This window comes from Caulobacter sp. GW821-FHT11E11 (assembly GCF_058808315.1).
In genome coordinates this window covers 111653-128637 of sequence record NZ_JBXARO010000007.1, presented here as the reverse complement: position 1 = coordinate 128637, position 16985 = coordinate 111653, and the positions used below count along the sequence as shown (strand labels likewise).

Below are 16985 nucleotides of genomic sequence, written 5' to 3'. Positions count from 1 at the left end.
TGCGACCTAGTAGCGCTGCTGGTTGCCGGTCTGGACGCCCAGGAGATTGGCCAAGTGCACCAGCATCAGCATCAGCCCGACCACGCAGACCATCATCAAGGGGCGCCACGGAACCATGCGCGGGCCCTTTAGAACATTGATCGGACGCGCGCCGCGCCAGCCGCAGAAGACGGCCAGGATCAGGAACGTTGCCGCGGCGGCGATCGTTAGGGTCAGGTCCATGGCCGCTTCTAGGCCTGCGACAATCGGCCTGGCAAATGGTTAACGTGCGTTAACCCTCTTGCGTTTTAACCACGCTACAGAACCTTGGGACTCCGTTCCGATTCCTCCACAATGAATCGTCTGACCACTACATCTGGCGTTTTGGTCGCGTTTACACCCCAGGAATCGGTGACTAGCGTTTTCCTCAGATGCGAGGAGATCGATTCGCAATGACTGCGGCGTCGCCATGGAGCGTAAAGGGGATCGACCCCAAGGCACGAGAGGTCGCTAAAGACCTCGCGCGTCGCTCCGGCATGACTCTGGGCGAATGGCTCAATCGCATGATCATCGAAGGCGATGGTCAGGGTCCGGACCTTAATTCCGGTTCTGAAAACGCGCCGAACCGCGCCTATCTGGAAATCGTCAAGGACGACGCGCCGTCGCGCATCGAGATCGCCGAACACCCGGCGGACGAGGTCGGCCGCGTGGCCGTGGCCCTGGACCGCCTGACCCAGCGTATCGAGGCCGCCGAAGGCCGCAACGCCGCCGCCATTTCCGGCATCGACCACTCGGTCCGCGACGCGCTCACGCGTTTGGGACAATCCGAGCGTGAACAGATCGCCGTCGCCGCCCGTTTCGAAGGCGCTGTGGACGAGCTTAAGACCGAGCAATCCCGCGCCACCGAGCGCGTGCGTCGTATCGAGACCGAGGCGGCCGGCCCGCGTTCGGCTGAAGCCCTGCGCGCCCTGGAAGGCGCCTTGGGCAAGGTCGCCGGTCATCTCTATGACGGCGAGGCTCGCACCCGGGAGGCGATCGCCGCCCTGGAAGCCCGCATCAACGAACAACAACCTGTCGCTGCTCCTCAGGATCCGTCTGCCCTGGTCGACGCCGTCGTGGCGCGCCTGGCCGAACGCCTGGAAGCCGCCGAGACCCGCACCAGCGAGGCTCTTCGCGATATGAGCTCGTCGTTCTCGGCCCTGGACCAGCGCATGGGCGCGGTCGAAGGCGCCAATCCGGCCGCTGGCGTGCAAGAGCGCCTGGACAGCCTGGCCGCCAACCTGGCCCAGAAGATGGAAGCCGCTCGCGTCGAGATGGCCGCCAAGCTGCGCGACTCCGCCGACGGTCGTTTCGACCGCATGGAGCGCAAGCTGGGCGAGATGGCCGCGCACGTGCAGGCCGCCGAGCAACGCTCGGCCCAGGCCATCGAGCGCATGGGCCGTGAAGTGGTCGGCGTCGCCGACGCCTTCAACCGCCGCGTCCAGGCCGCCGAGCAGCGCAACGCCACCGCCATCGAGCAGGTCGGCGGGGAGGTGGCGCGCATCGCCGCCACCGTCGAGCACAAGCTGAACCGCGCCGACAGCGTCCAGGCTCAAGCCCTGGAAAAGCTGGGCACGGAAATCGCCCGCATCACCGAGAAGCTGGCAGAGCGCATCGGCAGCGCCGAGCGTCGCAACGCCCTGGCCATCGACGATGTCGGCGAGCAGGTCGCCCGCGTCACCGAGCGCCTGAACCAGCGTCACGAGCGCTCCAGCCAGGAACTGATCGACCGCATCCGCCAGAGCGAGGAGCGCACGCTCCGCATGCTGGAAGAAGCGCGCGAGAAGATCGACACCCGCCTGCACGACACCGCGCGCAAGCTGGAGGCCGCTCCGGTTCCTGTCGCCGCGCCGACCCCGGCCCCCGCGCCGGCTCGCGCCGCGCCGCCGCCGGTCTCGCCGTTCGAAGAGAGCTACTTCAACCAGTCGGCCTCGTTCAGCGGCCATGAAGAGATCGAGGAAGAGGACGTCTTCGACGCCCCGCCGACCCCGTCGCGCGCGTCGGCCCCCTCGCATGCCTACGACGTCGCCGAGTTCCCGGCCGCCGAGCCGGAAGACCGCACCTTCGGTCACGACGACTACGCCCTGGCTGACGGCTTCGAGCCGGAAGCGCCGCGCTACGAGATCGAACCGGAAGTCTCCGACTTCGCGCCCGCCGAGCCCGCCCGTCCGATGTCGACCCGCGACATCATCGAGCAGGCCCGCGCCGCCGCCCGCGCCGCGGCCGCCTCGGACGCCAAGGGTAACGTTAAGGCCAAGCCGGAAAAGAAGGCCAAGGCCAAGGCTGACAAGTCGGGTTCGTCGCTGTTCAGCGGCTTTGGCTTCGCCGGCAAGAAGACCAAGAACCGCCTGGGCGCCACCGTGGCGGTCGTCGCCGTGGTCATCGGCTCGGCGACCGCCGTCGGCGCCGGCGTCGGCGGTCTGCTGCTGCTCAACACCGACGGCGCCGGCGCGCTGCCGCCGCGTGTGGCCGACGCCATCGCTGCTCGCAAGTCCGACGTCGAGATCAACGGTCCGGAAGCCGACACCACGCCGGGCGCCCCGCGCGCCGCCGTGGCCCTGACGGCTGGCCAGGCGACCTCGGTCGCCGCCGACGCCCCGGCCCAGCCGACCGACGAGGCGAAAGCCCTGTTCGAGGACGGCGTCCGCAAGATCGAGACCGGCGACCGCACGGGCCTGGACGGCCTGCGCAAGGCCGCCAACGGTGGGTATCCCGCCGCCCAGTTCTACCTCTCGAAGATGTACGAGGCCGGCAAGGGCGGCGTGAAGCTGGACATGCCGGAGGCCCGCCGCTGGAGCGAACGCGCCGCCGCCGGTGGCGACCCGCGCGCCATGCACAACCTGGCGCTCTACTACTTCAAGGGCGAGGGCGGTCCGCGCAACGTGACCACCGCCGCCACCTGGTTCCGCAAGGCCGCGGATCTCGGCCTCGTCGACAGCCAGTTCAACCTCGCCCAGCTGTACGAAGGCGGCTACGGCGTCAGCCAGAACCCGGCCGAGGCCTACAAGTGGTACGTGATCGCCGGCCGCGCCGGTGACGCCACCGCCCGCAGCCGCGCCACGGCCCTGCGCGCCCAGCTGACCGCCGAGGCCCAGCAGACTGCAGACCGTTCAGCCCAGGCTTTCCGCCCGCAGGCCCAGACCACGGCCAGCCTGTCGCCCAGCGCCGCCCCGGCCGCCAACGCCAATCTGGGCCTGGCCCAGCGGGTGCTGTCGCAACTGGGCTACTACCAAGGTCCGCGCGACGGCGTCGCTTCGCCGGCCCTGCGCATGGCCATCGCCGCCTATCAACGCGACCAAGGCCTGCCGGCCTCGGGCAGCGTCGACGGCGAGACCCTGAACAAGCTGTCGGTCTACGCGCGTTAGGCACGCGTTGACGCGCAAGGCCTCGACCGGCAATCAGGGATATCCCTGACGCCGCAAGGGCCGCGCGAGCTTTGCATTTCTACCTTCCCATCGCCGAGGTCTCGGTGAACGCGCTGCTGCTGGTGGTGCTGGGCGGACTCGTGGGTTTCATCTCGGGGATGTTCGGGATCGGCGGCGGCTTCCTGATGACGCCGGTGCTGGTGTTCTTAGGCATCCCACCGGTCGTGGCCGTGGCCAGCGAAGCCAACCACGTCGCCGCCTCGTCGGTCTCCAGCGTCATCGCCTACAGCAAGAAGCGTGTCGTCGACTTCAAGATGGGCGCGGTGCTGGCCAGCGGCGGGGCGATCGGCTCGTTTGCCGGGGTCGAGGTGTTCCGCTGGCTGCGCCTGATCGGCCAGGCCGACCTTGCCGTATCGGTCTCGTACCTGCTGTTTCTGGGCGTGATCGGCGCGCTGATGCTGACCGAGTCGGTCGGGGCCATCCTGCGCCGTCGCAGCGGCCAGCCGCCCAAGCCCCGCCGCGACCGCCGGCCGGCGCTGCTGTACGCCCTGCCGTTCAAGGTCCGCTTCCCGCGCTCGCGGCTCTATATCAGCGTCATCCCGCCGATCCTGCTGGGCGTGTTTGTCGGCGTCCTGTCGGCGGTGATGGGCGTGGGCGGCGGCTTCATCCTGGTGCCGGCGATGATCTACCTGCTGCGCATGCCCGCGCCGGTGGTGGTGGGCACCAGCCTGTTCCAGATCGTCATCACCACCTCGCTGACCAGCGTGCTTCAGGCCGGCCGCAACCAGACGGTCGACATCGTGCTGGCGACCCTGCTGCTGATCGGCGGGGTGATCGGCGCGCAACTGGGCGCGCGCGCCTCGGGCCGTTTCCGCGCCGAGGAGCTGCGGGCGCTCTTGGCCCTGCTGGTCCTGGCCGTCGGCCTGCGCATGGGCGCGGACCTGTTCATCAAGCCCGACGAGGCCTTCATCCTGATGACCGGGGTGGCGCGATGATCCCGCTGGTCGAGGCGCCTCCCGCGCCGCCTCTCGTTCAAGCGCCTCCGGCGCCGGCTGTCTCGGCCGCCCTGACCGACACCGAGATCCGGGTCAGCTCAGGCTTCCGGGGTGCGCGCATCGTGCTGTACGGCGCGGTCTTCGATCCCAAGGACAAGCCCAGCGACGTCGTCGTCATCGTGCGTGGCCCCGAGACGCCGCTGCGGATCGCCCGCAAGACCCAGGTCGCCGGCCTGTGGCTGAACAGCCGCCCGGTGGTGTTCCGCGGCGCGCCGGGCTTCTACCACGTGGCCTCGACCCGCAAGCTGCAGGACATCGCCGGCTTCGCGCCCCTGCGCCACCTGGGCGCGGGGCTGGAGCACCTCGCCATCGCCGCGCCGCTGGAGCAGCGGGTCGAGACGACGTACGGCGTCCGTGACGTCGTGGTCAGCCGACTCGGCGCCGACTATCTCGACTGGCGGCGCGCTGTGCTGCGCCTGAAGGAGAAGGCCGGCCTCTACGCCGCCGATCCGCAAGGCGTCCGCTTTGTGGACAAGGGCCTGTTCCGCGCCCAACTGGATCTGCCCGCCGAGGCTCCGATCGGCCAATACACTGCCAGAATCGTCCTCTTCCAGGACGGTAAGCCCATCTCGATCCGCGATCGCGCCTTCGTGGTCGAGAAGGCCGGGGCCGAGCGGGCCCTGTATGTCTTCTCCAAAGATCGTCCGTGGACCTATGGGCTCGTGTCGGTAATAGTCGCGCTCGGGGCAGGGTGGGCCGCTTCGGTGGCCTTCCGAAGGAGTTGAGTCATGAACGAGTCCGCGGGGGTGCGGACGCCGGTGCCGCCGGCGGTATGGGTCTTTGGCCTATCGACCCTTATTCCCTTTTTCCTCGCGTCGGGCCTGTTCTGCTACGGCCCCGGGCCCGTGCAGAAGCCGGCGCTGATCTCACTGCTGGCCTATTCGGCGGCGATGGTCTCGTACTTCGGCGGCGTGCGCAGCGGGCTCGAGATCGAGAACATCAGCCCGCGCTGGTCGGTGCTGGGCATCTCGCTGCTGTTCCCCCTGGCCGGATTCGGTCTGCTGCTGGGCGAGCTGAAGTTCGAGCCGGCCTGGCAGCTGTCGGGCTTCCTGCTGGTCTTCCTGCTGCAATGGGTCTGGGACGTCACCGACCACGACGGCCCCACCTGGCGCCCCCGCATGCGCACCCTGCTGACCGCCGGCGCGGCGATCTCGCTGGCGTTTTCGCTGGAGCAGGCGCTGCATATGTAGCGCGACATGCTTGTCGGTTTCGAGGCGATGGGATTTAATCCTATCTAAATCTGAGGCCTCTCATGCGATCGACCAAGCAGCTCAGCGTCACACTTCCCAACGAAATGGCCGCCCAAGTCCGGGCCAAGGTCGACTCGGGCGCCTATGCCAGCGAGAGCGAAGTGATCCGCGAAGGTCTGCGCGCACTCCAAGCCCAGGAGCGGGCGCTAGAGACATGGCTCAACGGTGAGGCGGCCAAGGCCTACGATGCCTTCGAGGCCGACCCGTCCAGAGGACGTTCTAGCAAGGATGTACGGGCTAGCCTTGCCGCCGCGCACGCGCGCGCCACCAAGGCCTGATGAGCGACTACGCGATCACTTACACGCCTGAAGCAGAAGCTCAGCTTCTCGCGCTTTACCACTACTTGGCCATCGAGGCGTCGCCGACCACCGCAGCTCATTTCACCGACGCGATTGTCGAGCGCTGTGAAAGTCTGCGCGATTTTCCCGAGCGCGGAGCGCCGCGTTTCGACGTGCGGCCAGGCCTGCGCACGCTCTCATTCCGGCGAGTGACAGTCATCTACGCCTTGAAGGGCCGACAGGTGGTGATTGTCGGGATCTTCTACGGCGGTCAGGACTATGAGAGCATCCTCCGCCAGGACTAGTCCGGCCGCAGCGACTTCATGCCCACCGCGTGGACCCGGCTGGGACCCAGGGCGCCAGCCAGCATCGGACCGGCGAACAGATTCGAGAACGCCTCGTCCAGGATGTTCAGCCCGCCTGTGAACGCTCCGAAGGCCGGCAGCACCAGACGCTGGCCGTCGGTGACGAAGCAGCGGCGACGCGTGACACCTCGGCCGCTGGAGACCTTGGCGGCCGGGTGCAGATGGCCGGCCACCTCGCCCAGCTGGACGCCGGGCAGGGGTTCGTGGCGCAGAGTGAGGCCCGAGACCGCCGCCTCGTCGATGATGTCGCCAGGCAGGACCTTGGGGCCGTCGGCGTCGTGGTTGCCCACCGCCCAGACCAGGTCCCGGCCCAGGGCCAGGCCTTCCAGCCGCTTGTAGTCGTCGGCCGCCAGCCGCGCCTCGCCGTCGCCGTCGTGGAAGCTGTCGCCCAGGAAGATCAGCCGCTCGGGCGCGAGCAGGGCCAGCTCGCGGTCCAGGCGGTCCAGGGTTTCGCGGGTGTCGTAAGGCGGCAGCATCTGGCCGAACCGCGCGGCGTAGCTGCTGCCTTTTTCGAAGTGCAGGTCGGCGACCACCAGGGTGCTCTCGCGCTCCAGCCAAAGGGCGCCGGACCAGCGCAGCATGACCTCGACGTTGGAGAGGGCGATCCGCAGGCCGCCGCAGGTGGAGGGGGAGAAACGCGTCACGACATGGCCTCGGCGATCAGGTCTTCCTCGGCCTCGGCCAGGATCATTTCGCCGGCCGCGTCGCCCGGCGCGCGCTCGCGACCGATCTCCAGCATGATCGGCACGGCGAACGGCGAGACGCGGTCTAGCCGGACGTGGCGGATGCGGCCCTGCACGCGGGTCAGCATGTCGCCCAGGCGGGCGATGTCCAGCATGCCCGTGGCCGCATCATGGCGGGCGCAGCGCAGCATCAGATGGTCGGGCTGGTGTTTGCGCAGCACGTCATAGATCAGGTCGGTCGAGAAGGTCACCTGTCGCCCGGACTTCTCGGCGCCGGGGTGGCGACGCTCGATCAGGCCGGCGATCAGGGCGCAATGCTTGAAGGCCCGCTTCATCATGAAGCTCTCGTCCAGCCAGGCCTCCAGGTCGTCGCCGAGCATGTCCTGGGCGAACAGGTCGTCGAGATCCAGATCGTCCATCGGCCGTAGGGCCCAGATGTTCAGCGCGTAGTCGTTGCAGACGAAGCCCAGCGGCCCGACGCCCAGGCGGTCCAGCCGCCGGGTCAGCAGCATGGCCAGGGTGGTGTGGGCCAGGCGACCGTCGAACGGATAGCAGACCATGTGGAAGCGTTTGCCGCGCTGGAAGGTCTCCAGCAGCATCTCGCCTTCATCGGGGATCGCCGAGCGGACCTTCTGCCAACTCAGCCATTCCTGGACATCACCGGGCAGGGCGGTCCATTCGCGCTCGTCATGCATCATCTGGCGCACGCGGCTGGCCAGATAGGTCGACAGCGGGAACTTCGAGCCGCCCCAGCTGGGCATCTTCGGGTCGTCGTTGGGCGCGGGCGAGACAAAGGCGTCGGCCCCGACCAGGCTGTTGTAGCGCCAGACCTGGCCGGCGAAGATGAAGGTGTCGCCGGGCGTCAGCTGCTCGAAATAGCCTTCTTCGGCCTCGCCGATCTTACGACCGCCCATGGGGCGTTTGCCGCCGCCGATGCGGATGTTGATCATGCCGGGCGTGACGATGACCCCGACGTTCATGCGGTGCTGTTGCCGGGCATGGCCGTCGCGGGCGGTCCACAAGCCGTCCTGTGTCTGCACGACGCGCCGGAACTTGTCGTAGGTGCGCAGCGCGTAGCCGCCGGTCGAGACGAAATCGACGACGGTCTCGAAATCTTCCCAGGAGAGCTCGGCATAGGGGCCGGCCGAACAGATCTCGTCATAGAGCTCGGTCAGCTTGAAGGGCTCGGAACAGGCGCAGCCCATGATGTGCTGGGCCAGGACGTCTAGGACGCCGACACGGGGCGGATCGCCGTCCAGGTGGTTCTCCAGGATGGCGTCGGCGGCGGCGCGGCATTCCAGCATCTCGAAGCGGCTGGCGGGCACGAACAGGGCGCGGCTGGGCTCATCCAGGCGGTGATTGGCGCGGCCGATCCGCTGGACCATCCGCGAGGCGCCCTTGGGCGCGGCCAGCTGGATGACGAGGTCGACGTCGCCCCAGTCGATGCCCATGTCGAGGGTCGAGGTGCAGACCACGGCCCGCAGTTCGCCGCGCGCCATGGCGGCCTCGACCTTGCGGCGCTGCTCGGCCGACAGGCTGCCGTGGTGCAGGGCGATCGGCAGGTCCGCCTCGTTCAGCTCCCACAGGCGCTGGAAGGCGAACTCGGCCTGGAAGCGGGTGTTGACGAAGATCAGGGCCGTCTGGGACGCCTTGATGATCTCATAGACCTCGGCCATGGCGTGCTCGGCCGTATGGCCCGCCCACGGCACGCGACCGCCGGAGACCAGCACCTCGACGACCGGCTGGGCGCCGCCGGAGCCGAGGACGAGGTCGATGCTGTCGCGGCCGTTCACGCCCAGCCACTTGCGCACCAGGTCCGGGTCGTCGACCGTCGCCGACAGCCCCACGCGCCGTAGGTTCGGCGCGAACTGCTGCAGGCGCGCCAAGTCCAGCGCCAGCAGGTCGCCGCGCTTGGACGGCCAGATGGCGTGGGCCTCGTCGATGATCACGCAGCGCAGGTCGGCGAAGTATTCGCGCGCGCCTTCCCAGGCGCAGAACAGGGCCAACTGCTCGGGTGTGGTCAGCAGGATGTCCGGCGGCTTGACCCGTTGGCGCGCCTTGCGGCTTTCGCCGGTGTCGCCGGTGCGGCTCTCGGCCACGATCGGCAGGCCCATCTCGCGGATGGGGGTCAGCAGGTTGCGCTCGACGTCGACGGCCAGGGCCTTGAGCGGCGAGATGTAGAGGGTGTGAATCCCGGCCGGCGTGTTGCGCGGCGGACGCTCGGCCAGCTCGATCAGGCTGGGCAGGAAGCCGGCCAGGGTCTTGCCGCCGCCGGTCGGGGCGATCAGCAGCGCGCCGCGGCCTTCGCGGGCCTTCTCCAGCATGGCCAGCTGGTGCGCGCGGGGGCTCCAGCCGCGGGCGGCGAACCAGTCCTGGAAGCGTTGGGGAAGGGCGTCGCCTGCGAGCATTGATCGCGATATAGCATGTTCCCCTTCTGTTTCACCCGTCTTTTGAACCCGTATCGGGCGAGTCCGGTTGCACGGTAACGCGCGGGAGGCTGTCTGGCTTGACGCCCCGTCCGCCGATGCCGACGATCAGGCGACGGTGGGGACGTGATGCGTACCAGAGTGCTGCCCGCGATATTGGCCCTGACGCTGGCGATGACCGGCGGGCCTTTCGCATGGGCGGACACCGGCGACGCTAAGGCGACCTTCGAGGCGACCTTGCGTGAGGCCCAGGGCGGCGACGCCAGCCGCTATGTCGACCTGGCCAAATTCTATCTGGACGGCGAGGGCGTCACCCGCGACGTGCCCCAGGCCCTGGCCTGGCTGCGCAAGGGCGTGGCGCGCGGCGACACCGACGCCATGGTCGAGCTGGGCAATGTCTATTTCGACGGGGCGGACGGGGTGCCGAAGGACCGGCGCGCGGCGCTGAAGCTCTACAGCGAGGCCGCGCAACGGGGCGATCCGAACGGCATGTACAATGTCGGGGTCGCCCACGAAGGCGGCGATGGCATCAAGGCCAACCCTCGCCTGGCGTTCGCCTGGTACCTGAAGGCCGCCGACGCCGGCCTGGCGCGCGGGGCCTATAGCGCTGGCGAGGCCTATCTGGATGGCTACGGCACGCGGGTCGACAACGCCAAGGGCGTGGCCATGCTGCGCAAGGCGGTCGAGATGGGCTCGGCCGACGCCATGAACGAGATGGGCCGGCTGCACTCGGAAGGCACGGGCGTGAAGCGCGACCACGGCGAGGCGTTGCGCTTCTACAGCGCCGCCGCCAGTAACGACCTGGCCGCAGGCATGTCGAACCTGGGCGTCGTGCACCACAATGGCGAGGGCGTGCCGGTCAACTACACCGAGGCCATGCGCTGGTTCCAGCGGGCCGCCGACCGCGGCTATCTCGAAGCCTGGTACGACCTGGGCATCATGTGCGAGCGCGGCCAGGGCATCGCGGCCAGCGAGGAGCTGGCCCTGCTGATGTACCGCCGGGCCGCTGAGAGCAAGGACCCCGAGCTGCGCCGCAAGGCCCAGAAGGCGGTCAACCGGCTGCTGGGCCTGGACGACGAGGAAGACGACGGCTCGATCGGCTAGATCGTCCTGTTCTTATTCTGTTTCGCGCCGGTTTTTGCTAACAGACTCGCGTGACTGCTTTCCCACCGACTCTGGACCTGGCTCCCGCCCTGGTCGTCCTGCCCGGGCCGCGCGCCGGCATGGCTGATGGCGGCGGCGAAGGCCGCATGCTGCGTCCGCCGGACGCCCGCGACCTGTTCGAGCACGGCCCCGTCCTGGTGGCCCACGCGGCCATGACCGCCCGCCGCCTGAACCTGTCGCCGCCCTCGCGCCATCCGCGCCTGTTCGACGTGCTGGAGCTGCACGCCTTCGTCCGCCCGGCCGCCTTCTGCGCGCCGTCGGCGGTGGGCCTGGCCATGGCGCTGGGCCTGCGCGAGCCGCATGGCGCGGCGGAGCAAGCCCAGAGCCTGCGCGAGAGCGCCGACGTCCTGCTGCGCGACCTGGCCCTGGCGCCCGTGCCCTCGCGCGAGGAGGCCCTGGCCGTCGCCGAGACGCTGGCCAAGGCCGGTTGGTCGTGGGGCCCCGCCGTGATCGGGGCGTTGCGCTCGGTCCAGGCCGGCAACCACTTCCGGGGCTCGGGCCTGGACGTCTGGGCGCGCCTGCTGGAATGGGAAGACCAGGCTCCGCCCGGCGAGGCCGGTTCGCGGCCGATCGATCCCGAACGCGTCGAACTGCGCCTGAACGAGCTGCTGCAACGCTCGGGGCTGGAGGAGGTGCGCGAGGCCCAGGCGACCTACGCCAAGGAGGCATCGTTCGCCTTCCAGCCGCGAGAGCGTGAGGGCGAGCCGCGCATGATGCTGGCCGAGGCCGGCACGGGCGTCGGCAAGACCCTGGGCTATCTGGCGCCCGCCTCGTTGTGGGCCGAGGCCAATGGGCCTTCGGTCTGGATCAGCACCTATACCCGCGCCCTGCAGCGCCAGATCGAGCGCGAGAGCCGGTCGATCTATCCCGACCCCAAGGAGCGGGCCAAGAAGGCCGTCGTCCGCAAGGGGCGCGAGAACTATCTGTGCCTGCTGAACTTCCAGGAGCAGATCAACAGCGCCCAGTTGGGCAATGGCGACCTGATCGGCCTGGCTCTGACCGCCCGCTGGGTGCGCGCCAGCCGTGACGGCGACATGACCGGCGGCGACTTCCCGGCCTGGCTGCCGACGCTGTCGGCGGTGCCGCCTTCGGCCCAGGCCAGCGCCTCGAACCTCGTGGACCGGCGCGGCGAATGCATCCACGCCGGCTGCCAGCATTATCGCATCTGCTTCATCGAGAAGGCCGTGCGGGCGTCCAAGCGCGCCGACATCGTCATTGCCAACCACGCCCTCGTTTTGACCCAGGCCGCCTTCGACGGCGCGCGGACGGCGCGGGGGCTGAAGAGCGACAACGAGACCACCAGCCTCAAGCGCATCGTCTTCGACGAGGGGCACCACCTGTTCGAGGCCGCCGATAGCGCTTTTTCCGCTGCCCTGTCGGGCGCGGAGGCCGCTGAGCTGCGCCGCTGGATCCGGGGACCCGAGGGGCGCGGCCGACGGGGCAGGGGTCTGGAGGCGCGCCTGCTCGACATCCTGGGCGACCGCGAGGGCGCGCGGGGGGCGATGAACCAGGTCATCCAGGCCGCCGCCGCCTTGCCGGGCGAGGGCTGGTCGGGCCGGGTCGCGCCGCCGGACGGCCAGATCAATCCGATCGGGCCGATCGAGAACTTCCTGGTCGCGGTGATCGAGCAGCTGCGCGCCCGCACCAGCGATCGCGGCGGGGCCGACCTTGGCCTGCAATGCGACGCGCGGCCCGCCACCGACCTCGTTCGTGAGCGCGCGCCGGAGGCCGCCAAGGCCCTGGCCGCCATCGAAGCCCCGCTGCTGGCCCTGGCCCGCGCCCTGGAAGACGTGCTGGACGAGGACGCCGAGCACCTGGGGACCTCCGAACGCGCCCGCATCGAAGGGGCTCTGCGGGGCCTGGACCGCCGCGCCCGCATGACCCTGCCGGCCTGGCGCTCGATCCTGAAGGCCATCGAGGACGACGACGTCGAGCCCAGCGAGACCGACCCGGACTTCGTCGACTGGTTCGAGGCCACCTTCCTGTACGGCCGAGTCGTCGACGCCGCTTGCCGCCGTCACTGGGTGGACCCGACCGAGCCGCTGCGCGCAGCGGTGTTGTCGCCCGCCCACGGGGTGCTGGTGACCAGCGCCACCCTGGTCGACCCGGCCCTTGAAGATCCGTTCGCCCTGGCCGAGATGCGCACGGGCGCCGCTCGCCTGCCGACCGCGCCGAAGGTGCTCCGGCTGGTCTCGCCGTTCGACTACGAGAACCACGCCAAGGCCTATGTGGTCACGGATGTGAACAAGGAAGACCCGCGCCAGGTCTCGGCCGCCATGCGCGAGCTGTTCCTGGCCGCCGGCGGCGGTGGGCTTGGCCTGTTCACCGCCATCCGCCGTCTGAAGGCCGTGCACGAACGTATCGCCGCGCCCCTGGCCGACAACGGCCTGGCGCTCTACGCCCAGCACGTCGATCCGCTGGAGGTCGGGGCGCTGGTCGACATCTTCCGGGCCGAGGAGGACGCGTGCCTGCTGGGCACCGACGCCATCCGCGACGGGGTGGACGTGCCGGGCCGTAGCTTGCGCCTGCTGGTCTTCGATCGTGTGCCGTGGCCGCGTCCGGACGTGCTGCACAAGGCCCGCCGCCTGCGCTTCGGCGGCAAGGGTTATGACGACGCCGTGGCCCGCGCTCGCATCAGCCAGGCCTTCGGCCGCCTGATCCGCCGCGCCGACGACCGGGGCGTCTTTGTCATGCTGGACGCCGCCGCGCCCACGCGGCTGTTTTCCAGCCTGCCCGAGGGGGTGACCCTGGAACGGGTAAGCCTGGTCGAGGCGATCGAAGCCACCGCCGCATTTTTGTCGAAGGATCGGTCTTAAGAACAGCCCAGCTTGTCTCGGGGTTTTTCGGATTGATCCGTTTTCTAAGTTTGATCGTGGTCGGAGCGTTTTTGACGACTAATAGCGCGCGCGCCGACGAGTTCGTGCGCGGCGACTGCCGTGGCGTCGTCGCGCCCAGCACCGCCCTGAAGTACGACACCCCCGAGCACGCCCGCTGGTACAAGCGTTTCTGGACGGGCGACTGCGATCACCTGCCCCTGTGCCTGCCTGGCGGGCCCAACTGGAACGAGGTGGTCGGCAAGCTTTTGATCAAAGGCGGCCCCCGCGAGCAGCCGGCCCTGCTGCCCAAGGCCTGCCGCCTGGGTCAACTGATCGGCCTGGAGTGGTCGCGTGACAAGAAGATCAAGCACATCACCACCGGCGACCTGAAGGTGTTCAACACCATGCTGGAGGCGTCCGGCGACGCCCTGCGCGGCGTGGACCAGGTCGACGCCAAGGCGCGCGCTCTGACGAACACGCGCTAGACACGCCCTGACTCAAAGCCGTCGAATTTCTGCAATGGGGACGTCCTAAAAGGGCGTCACAGGGGGAGCGTTAGTCCAGGAGCGTAACCATGATGACCCGAGACCCCGCGATCGACGAAGCCGCCACCCCCGCGCGCGCTCGGTCCGCCCGCGCTCTGGTCCAGGCGGTGCGCTGGCGCACCGGGCTGTCGCAGGCCGACTTCGCCCGCGTCTTCCACATAGACCTGACCCTGCTGGAGGACCTGGAGCACGGTGACGCCCGTCCGGACGCCGCCCTGGCCGCCTATCTGCGGGTCATCGACCATGCTCCCGACGTCGTGCGCGCGGCTCTGGGCGAGACGGTTTCCTGAGGGCTCGAAAATGTGGCGCGTGCATTCCGAGCCGGGATGATTTCCAGCCGAACACACGCCGCGACTTTTTTCCATGTTCGCCGCCGAATTCACGACGGAATGGTGACGCTTCTACGTTAGACAACTTGAGGTGTCGCGACTCGACGCCTTGTCAGCGGCGGGGCGGAGCGTGGTCGAGCGGCTCTTTTTCTTCCATAATCCCAAGGCGGGCGGGACGTCCCTGGTCTCCGCCCTGAAGGGATTGTTCCCCGCCGAGCGCCGCTGCCCGGTGATCGAGAACGATGCGACCGACCATGCCGCGCGCGCAGGTTGCTACGGCGCCTTCGCCGGCTACGGGCTTTATGCCGGCCACTACGGCTTCGATATCTATCAGGCGGTGGGCGAGGGAATGGCCGCGGCGACGAACTTCCGCTGGCCGGTCGACCGGGTGGTTTCGGTCTACCGCTATTTCCGCCACGTGGTGGAGATGGGGGATGCCCAGGCGCGCGATCCGCGTTGGCGGGCGGTGTCACTGGCCAAGCAGCTCTCGCTGGATGACTTCGTGACCTGCGACGACCCGGCGGTGGTCATCCACACCTATGACCACCACTTCCGCCAGCTGACCGGCTCGGGCTGGTCGCCGATTTATGAGGGCGACCATACCTCGGCCAAGGCGCTGATCGACCAGATGGTCTGGTTCTATGTCTGCGAGCACCCCTACGAGTCGCTGGCCTGGGCCGACATGGCCTTCGCGGGGCAGCTGCCGGGCGTGCGTCGGCTGAACGTCACGGGCGGCGAGGATGCGGGCGAGGCGGCGCTGAGCCCGAAGGCGCATCGCCAGCTGCTGTCGCAGAACCAGAACGACATCGCCCTCTATCAGTACGCGCTCGGCCGGCTGCTCGCCGAAGTGACGCCGGCCGAGACGCGTCTGATCGCCTAGGCGTCGATATATTTGATCAGCGTCGCCATGTTGGCGATGAACGCCCCCGTGGAGATGCCGATCGCCGGATGCGGATCCGGATAGGGCGAGGTGTCGTACTTGTCGCCGACCTTGGTCTCGGAGAAGTCGCCCGGCGTCGGGGTGGCGGGGCCATCGCCGATATAGGGCTGGCTGGTCGAGGTCAGGGGCGTGGGCCACCAGCCCTCGGCGTTCAGCTCGGCCGTCAGCTTGGCGACCTTGGCCGGATCGGCTTGGACGCCCTTGGTCGCCGAGCTGGACAGGTCGCCGCCGACGGTCAGGTCGTCGACCGAGAGGTCCTTGACCATGAAGTACTTGGGCAGGGCGCGCTGGCCCTTCAGCGGCGAGTGCTTGCTGGCCTCTTCGGGGCCCATGGCCTTCAGCTTCTCGTAGCGCGCGCGCATGCCTTTGACGTCGACATTGCGGAACGACGAGTAGTGGGTGACCGTCTTCTCGGGGTTCTCGTCGGTGTAGTAGCGGCCGTTGACGACGTTCGAGCCGGTGCGGTGCACGTACAGCGGCCGGCCGTTGCCGATCTGGATGAAGGTCGGATAGCGGGCCTTGCCGGGCATGACGTCGTCGGGCAGGCGCACGCTGTCCAGCCAGTCCAGGGCTTCCGGCACGCGGGCGATGTACTTCGGATCGCCGGTCAGCTGGTAGAAGGTCATCAGCTGTGAGAGGCAGCTGGCGCTGGCGTGGGTGGCGAAGGCCTTGGGCTCGTAGGTGCGGGCGCCGGCCGGCTTCAGGTCGGCGACGGTGTGCTGCAGGCCCCAGCCCGGCTGCGGCGCAGGTTGCTGGCAGGCGACGTAGCAGTCCATGGCGCGGCGGATGGGGTCCAGGACGGTTTTGTCGCCCAGGGCCTGGTAGACCATGATCAGGAATTCGATGTTCTCGCCGACCACGTCATCGTTGAAGGTGATGAAGCTGGTGTAGTCCGGGTTGCCGTGGTGATGGAACTCGTCCTTCAGCGGGAAGCGCTGGGGCCAGCCGCCGACCGGATACTGGCTGTCGAGGACGAACTTCAGGGCCTTCTCGAAGGCGGCCTTGTACTTGGGATCCTTCTTCTCGACGTACATGCGCAGCATGAACTTGCAGCACTCGGCGGTGCCTTCGTCGTCGAAGGTGCAGTTGCCGTAGTAGTGCTGGAATTCCTCAAGGCGCCAGCCGTTCTTGCCGATGGTGTCGTACCACTTCTTCAGCGAGGCCTCGCCGGCCAGGTCGCCGATATAGTTCCAGCCGCCGGCCGGGTTCTGGATGGCGATCAGGGCGTCGGCGGCCTTGCAGGCGGCGTCGTAGTAATACTCGTCCTTGGTCGCGTGGTAGGCGTCCAGGAACAGGTGGCCGACCGTGCCGGTGCCGGGCGGCTGCACCCAGATCATCGTCGGGAAGGCTTCCATCTCGCCCCAGCGGCGCGAGAAGTCGGGCAGGTAGGCCCAGACATAGCCGCCCTTGTAGGCGGCCTTCTCGACCATGAACCTGGTGGCCTTCTTCATCACGTCCAGCGCTTGGCCCTTGCTGGTCTGGGCGAAGGCCGTGAGTGGGCTGAAGGTCCCGGCGGCCGCGAAGGCGGCGGCCGTGGTCGCCATCAGGCGGCGACGGGAAATGGGGCTGAGCGGCATGCGATAACTCCGACAGGCGCGGAGCCGCCATCGTACCGGAAGGGGCATGCGTTAGAAGCGTTCCTCCCGGGCCGCGGGGGCCCCGTCGTCTTGCAGCGACGATCTGAATGCAGCTTGCTACCGGTGTCATCGATTTGACCACCCATTTTTGCGACCGGTCCCATTTGGGGGTGT

15 protein-coding genes are annotated in these 16985 nt (G+C 68.6%); 11 read left to right on the top strand and 4 right to left on the bottom strand.

Annotation, left to right across the window (positions count from 1 at the left end; translation table 11 throughout):
* Positions 1-6: 6 nt before the first annotated feature.
* Positions 7-222: a hypothetical protein gene (locus AC1RR5_RS18260; protein WP_492923636.1), complete on the bottom strand. Its 216-nt coding sequence runs from the start codon at positions 220-222 to the stop codon at positions 7-9.
* A 209-nt stretch (positions 223-431) separates the two neighbouring features.
* On the opposite strand from AC1RR5_RS18260, the gene AC1RR5_RS18255 reads away from it, so the two are divergent.
* From AC1RR5_RS18255 to AC1RR5_RS18230, 6 genes are all read left to right on the top strand, one after another.
* Positions 432-3383, top strand: a complete 2952-nt coding sequence (locus AC1RR5_RS18255; RefSeq protein ID WP_492923634.1) for a peptidoglycan-binding protein — start codon at positions 432-434, stop codon at positions 3381-3383.
* Positions 3384-3454: 71 nt separating this feature from the next.
* Complete coding sequence (locus tag AC1RR5_RS18250; protein ID WP_492923632.1) at positions 3455-4378, top strand: sulfite exporter TauE/SafE family protein; 924 nt, start codon at positions 3455-3457, stop codon at positions 4376-4378.
* Positions 4375-5163, top strand: a complete 789-nt coding sequence (locus AC1RR5_RS18245) for a TIGR02186 family protein (protein ID WP_492923630.1) — start codon at positions 4375-4377, stop codon at positions 5161-5163. Before AC1RR5_RS18250 ends, AC1RR5_RS18245 begins: the two co-directional genes overlap by 4 nt.
* A 3-nt stretch (positions 5164-5166) precedes the next feature.
* A complete protein-coding gene (locus AC1RR5_RS18240; protein WP_492923628.1) occupies positions 5167-5628 on the top strand; it encodes a DUF3429 domain-containing protein in 462 nt (153 codons plus the stop codon).
* A 62-nt stretch (positions 5629-5690) separates the two neighbouring features.
* A complete protein-coding gene (locus AC1RR5_RS18235) occupies positions 5691-5966 on the top strand; it encodes a type II toxin-antitoxin system ParD family antitoxin (protein WP_492923626.1) in 276 nt (91 codons plus the stop codon).
* Positions 5966-6271 carry a type II toxin-antitoxin system RelE/ParE family toxin gene (locus AC1RR5_RS18230; RefSeq protein WP_492923624.1) on the top strand — a complete coding sequence of 102 codons (306 nt, stop codon included), beginning with the start codon at positions 5966-5968 and terminating at the stop codon, positions 6269-6271. Before AC1RR5_RS18235 ends, AC1RR5_RS18230 begins: the two co-directional genes overlap by 1 nt.
* On the opposite strand, the gene pdeM is transcribed toward AC1RR5_RS18230, so the two are convergent.
* Together pdeM and AC1RR5_RS18220 are read right to left on the bottom strand one after the other, a co-directional pair.
* Entirely contained in the window at positions 6268-6975 is a 708-nt protein-coding gene (gene pdeM, locus AC1RR5_RS18225; RefSeq protein ID WP_492923622.1) for a ligase-associated DNA damage response endonuclease PdeM, read from the bottom strand. The genes AC1RR5_RS18230 and pdeM overlap by 4 nt on opposite strands.
* Positions 6972-9422, bottom strand: coding sequence for a ligase-associated DNA damage response DEXH box helicase (locus AC1RR5_RS18220; RefSeq protein WP_492923620.1), 2451 nt, complete (start codon positions 9420-9422; stop codon positions 6972-6974). Before AC1RR5_RS18220 ends, pdeM begins: the two co-directional genes overlap by 4 nt.
* Positions 9423-9569: 147 nt before the next feature.
* Between AC1RR5_RS18220 and AC1RR5_RS18215 the strand changes: the two genes are divergently transcribed.
* From AC1RR5_RS18215 to AC1RR5_RS18195, 5 genes are all read left to right on the top strand, one after another.
* On the top strand, positions 9570-10544 hold the full coding sequence (locus AC1RR5_RS18215) for an SEL1-like repeat protein (RefSeq protein ID WP_492923618.1): 975 nt from the start codon (positions 9570-9572) through the stop codon (positions 10542-10544).
* Between the two features lie 50 nt (positions 10545-10594).
* Positions 10595-13420 carry an ATP-dependent DNA helicase gene (locus tag AC1RR5_RS18210; RefSeq protein ID WP_492923616.1) on the top strand — a complete coding sequence of 942 codons (2826 nt, stop codon included), beginning with the start codon at positions 10595-10597 and terminating at the stop codon, positions 13418-13420.
* A 71-nt stretch (positions 13421-13491) separates the two neighbouring features.
* Positions 13492-13905, top strand: coding sequence for a hypothetical protein (locus AC1RR5_RS18205; protein ID WP_492923614.1), 414 nt, complete (start codon positions 13492-13494; stop codon positions 13903-13905).
* Between the two features lie 89 nt (positions 13906-13994).
* The gene (locus AC1RR5_RS18200; protein WP_492923612.1) at positions 13995-14255 is read left to right on the top strand and encodes a helix-turn-helix domain-containing protein; all 261 of its coding nucleotides are present in this window, start codon (positions 13995-13997) and stop codon (positions 14253-14255) included.
* Positions 14256-14424: 169 nt separating this feature from the next.
* Positions 14425-15174, top strand: a complete 750-nt coding sequence (locus AC1RR5_RS18195; protein ID WP_492923610.1) for a hypothetical protein — start codon at positions 14425-14427, stop codon at positions 15172-15174.
* Here the strand turns inward: AC1RR5_RS18195 and AC1RR5_RS18190 are convergent.
* Entirely contained in the window at positions 15171-16811 is a 1641-nt protein-coding gene (locus tag AC1RR5_RS18190; protein ID WP_492923608.1) for a pectate lyase, read from the bottom strand. The two genes, AC1RR5_RS18195 and AC1RR5_RS18190, sit on opposite strands and share 4 nt — an antisense overlap.
* Between the last annotated feature and the right edge of the window lie 174 nt (positions 16812-16985).

Bases quoted from the DNA above. Each gene is read 5' to 3' on its own strand.
- AC1RR5_RS18230 (WP_492923624.1), top strand. From the start codon at position 5,966: ATGAGCGACTACGCGATCACTTACACGCCTGAAGCAGAAGCTCAGCTT.
- AC1RR5_RS18220 (WP_492923620.1), bottom strand. From the start codon at position 9,422: ATGCTCGCAGGCGACGCCCTTCCCCAACGCTTCCAGGACTGGTTCGCC.
- AC1RR5_RS18215 (WP_492923618.1), top strand. From the start codon at position 9,570: ATGCGTACCAGAGTGCTGCCCGCGATATTGGCCCTGACGCTGGCGATG.
- AC1RR5_RS18200 (WP_492923612.1), top strand. From the start codon at position 13,995: ATGATGACCCGAGACCCCGCGATCGACGAAGCCGCCACCCCCGCGCGC.
- AC1RR5_RS18255 (WP_492923634.1), top strand. From the start codon at position 432: ATGACTGCGGCGTCGCCATGGAGCGTAAAGGGGATCGACCCCAAGGCA.
- AC1RR5_RS18190 (WP_492923608.1), bottom strand. From the start codon at position 16,811: ATGCCGCTCAGCCCCATTTCCCGTCGCCGCCTGATGGCGACCACGGCC.
- AC1RR5_RS18235 (WP_492923626.1), top strand. From the start codon at position 5,691: ATGCGATCGACCAAGCAGCTCAGCGTCACACTTCCCAACGAAATGGCC.
- AC1RR5_RS18260 (WP_492923636.1), bottom strand. From the start codon at position 222: ATGGACCTGACCCTAACGATCGCCGCCGCGGCAACGTTCCTGATCCTG.
- AC1RR5_RS18240 (WP_492923628.1), top strand. From the start codon at position 5,167: ATGAACGAGTCCGCGGGGGTGCGGACGCCGGTGCCGCCGGCGGTATGG.
- AC1RR5_RS18245 (WP_492923630.1), top strand. From the start codon at position 4,375: ATGATCCCGCTGGTCGAGGCGCCTCCCGCGCCGCCTCTCGTTCAAGCG.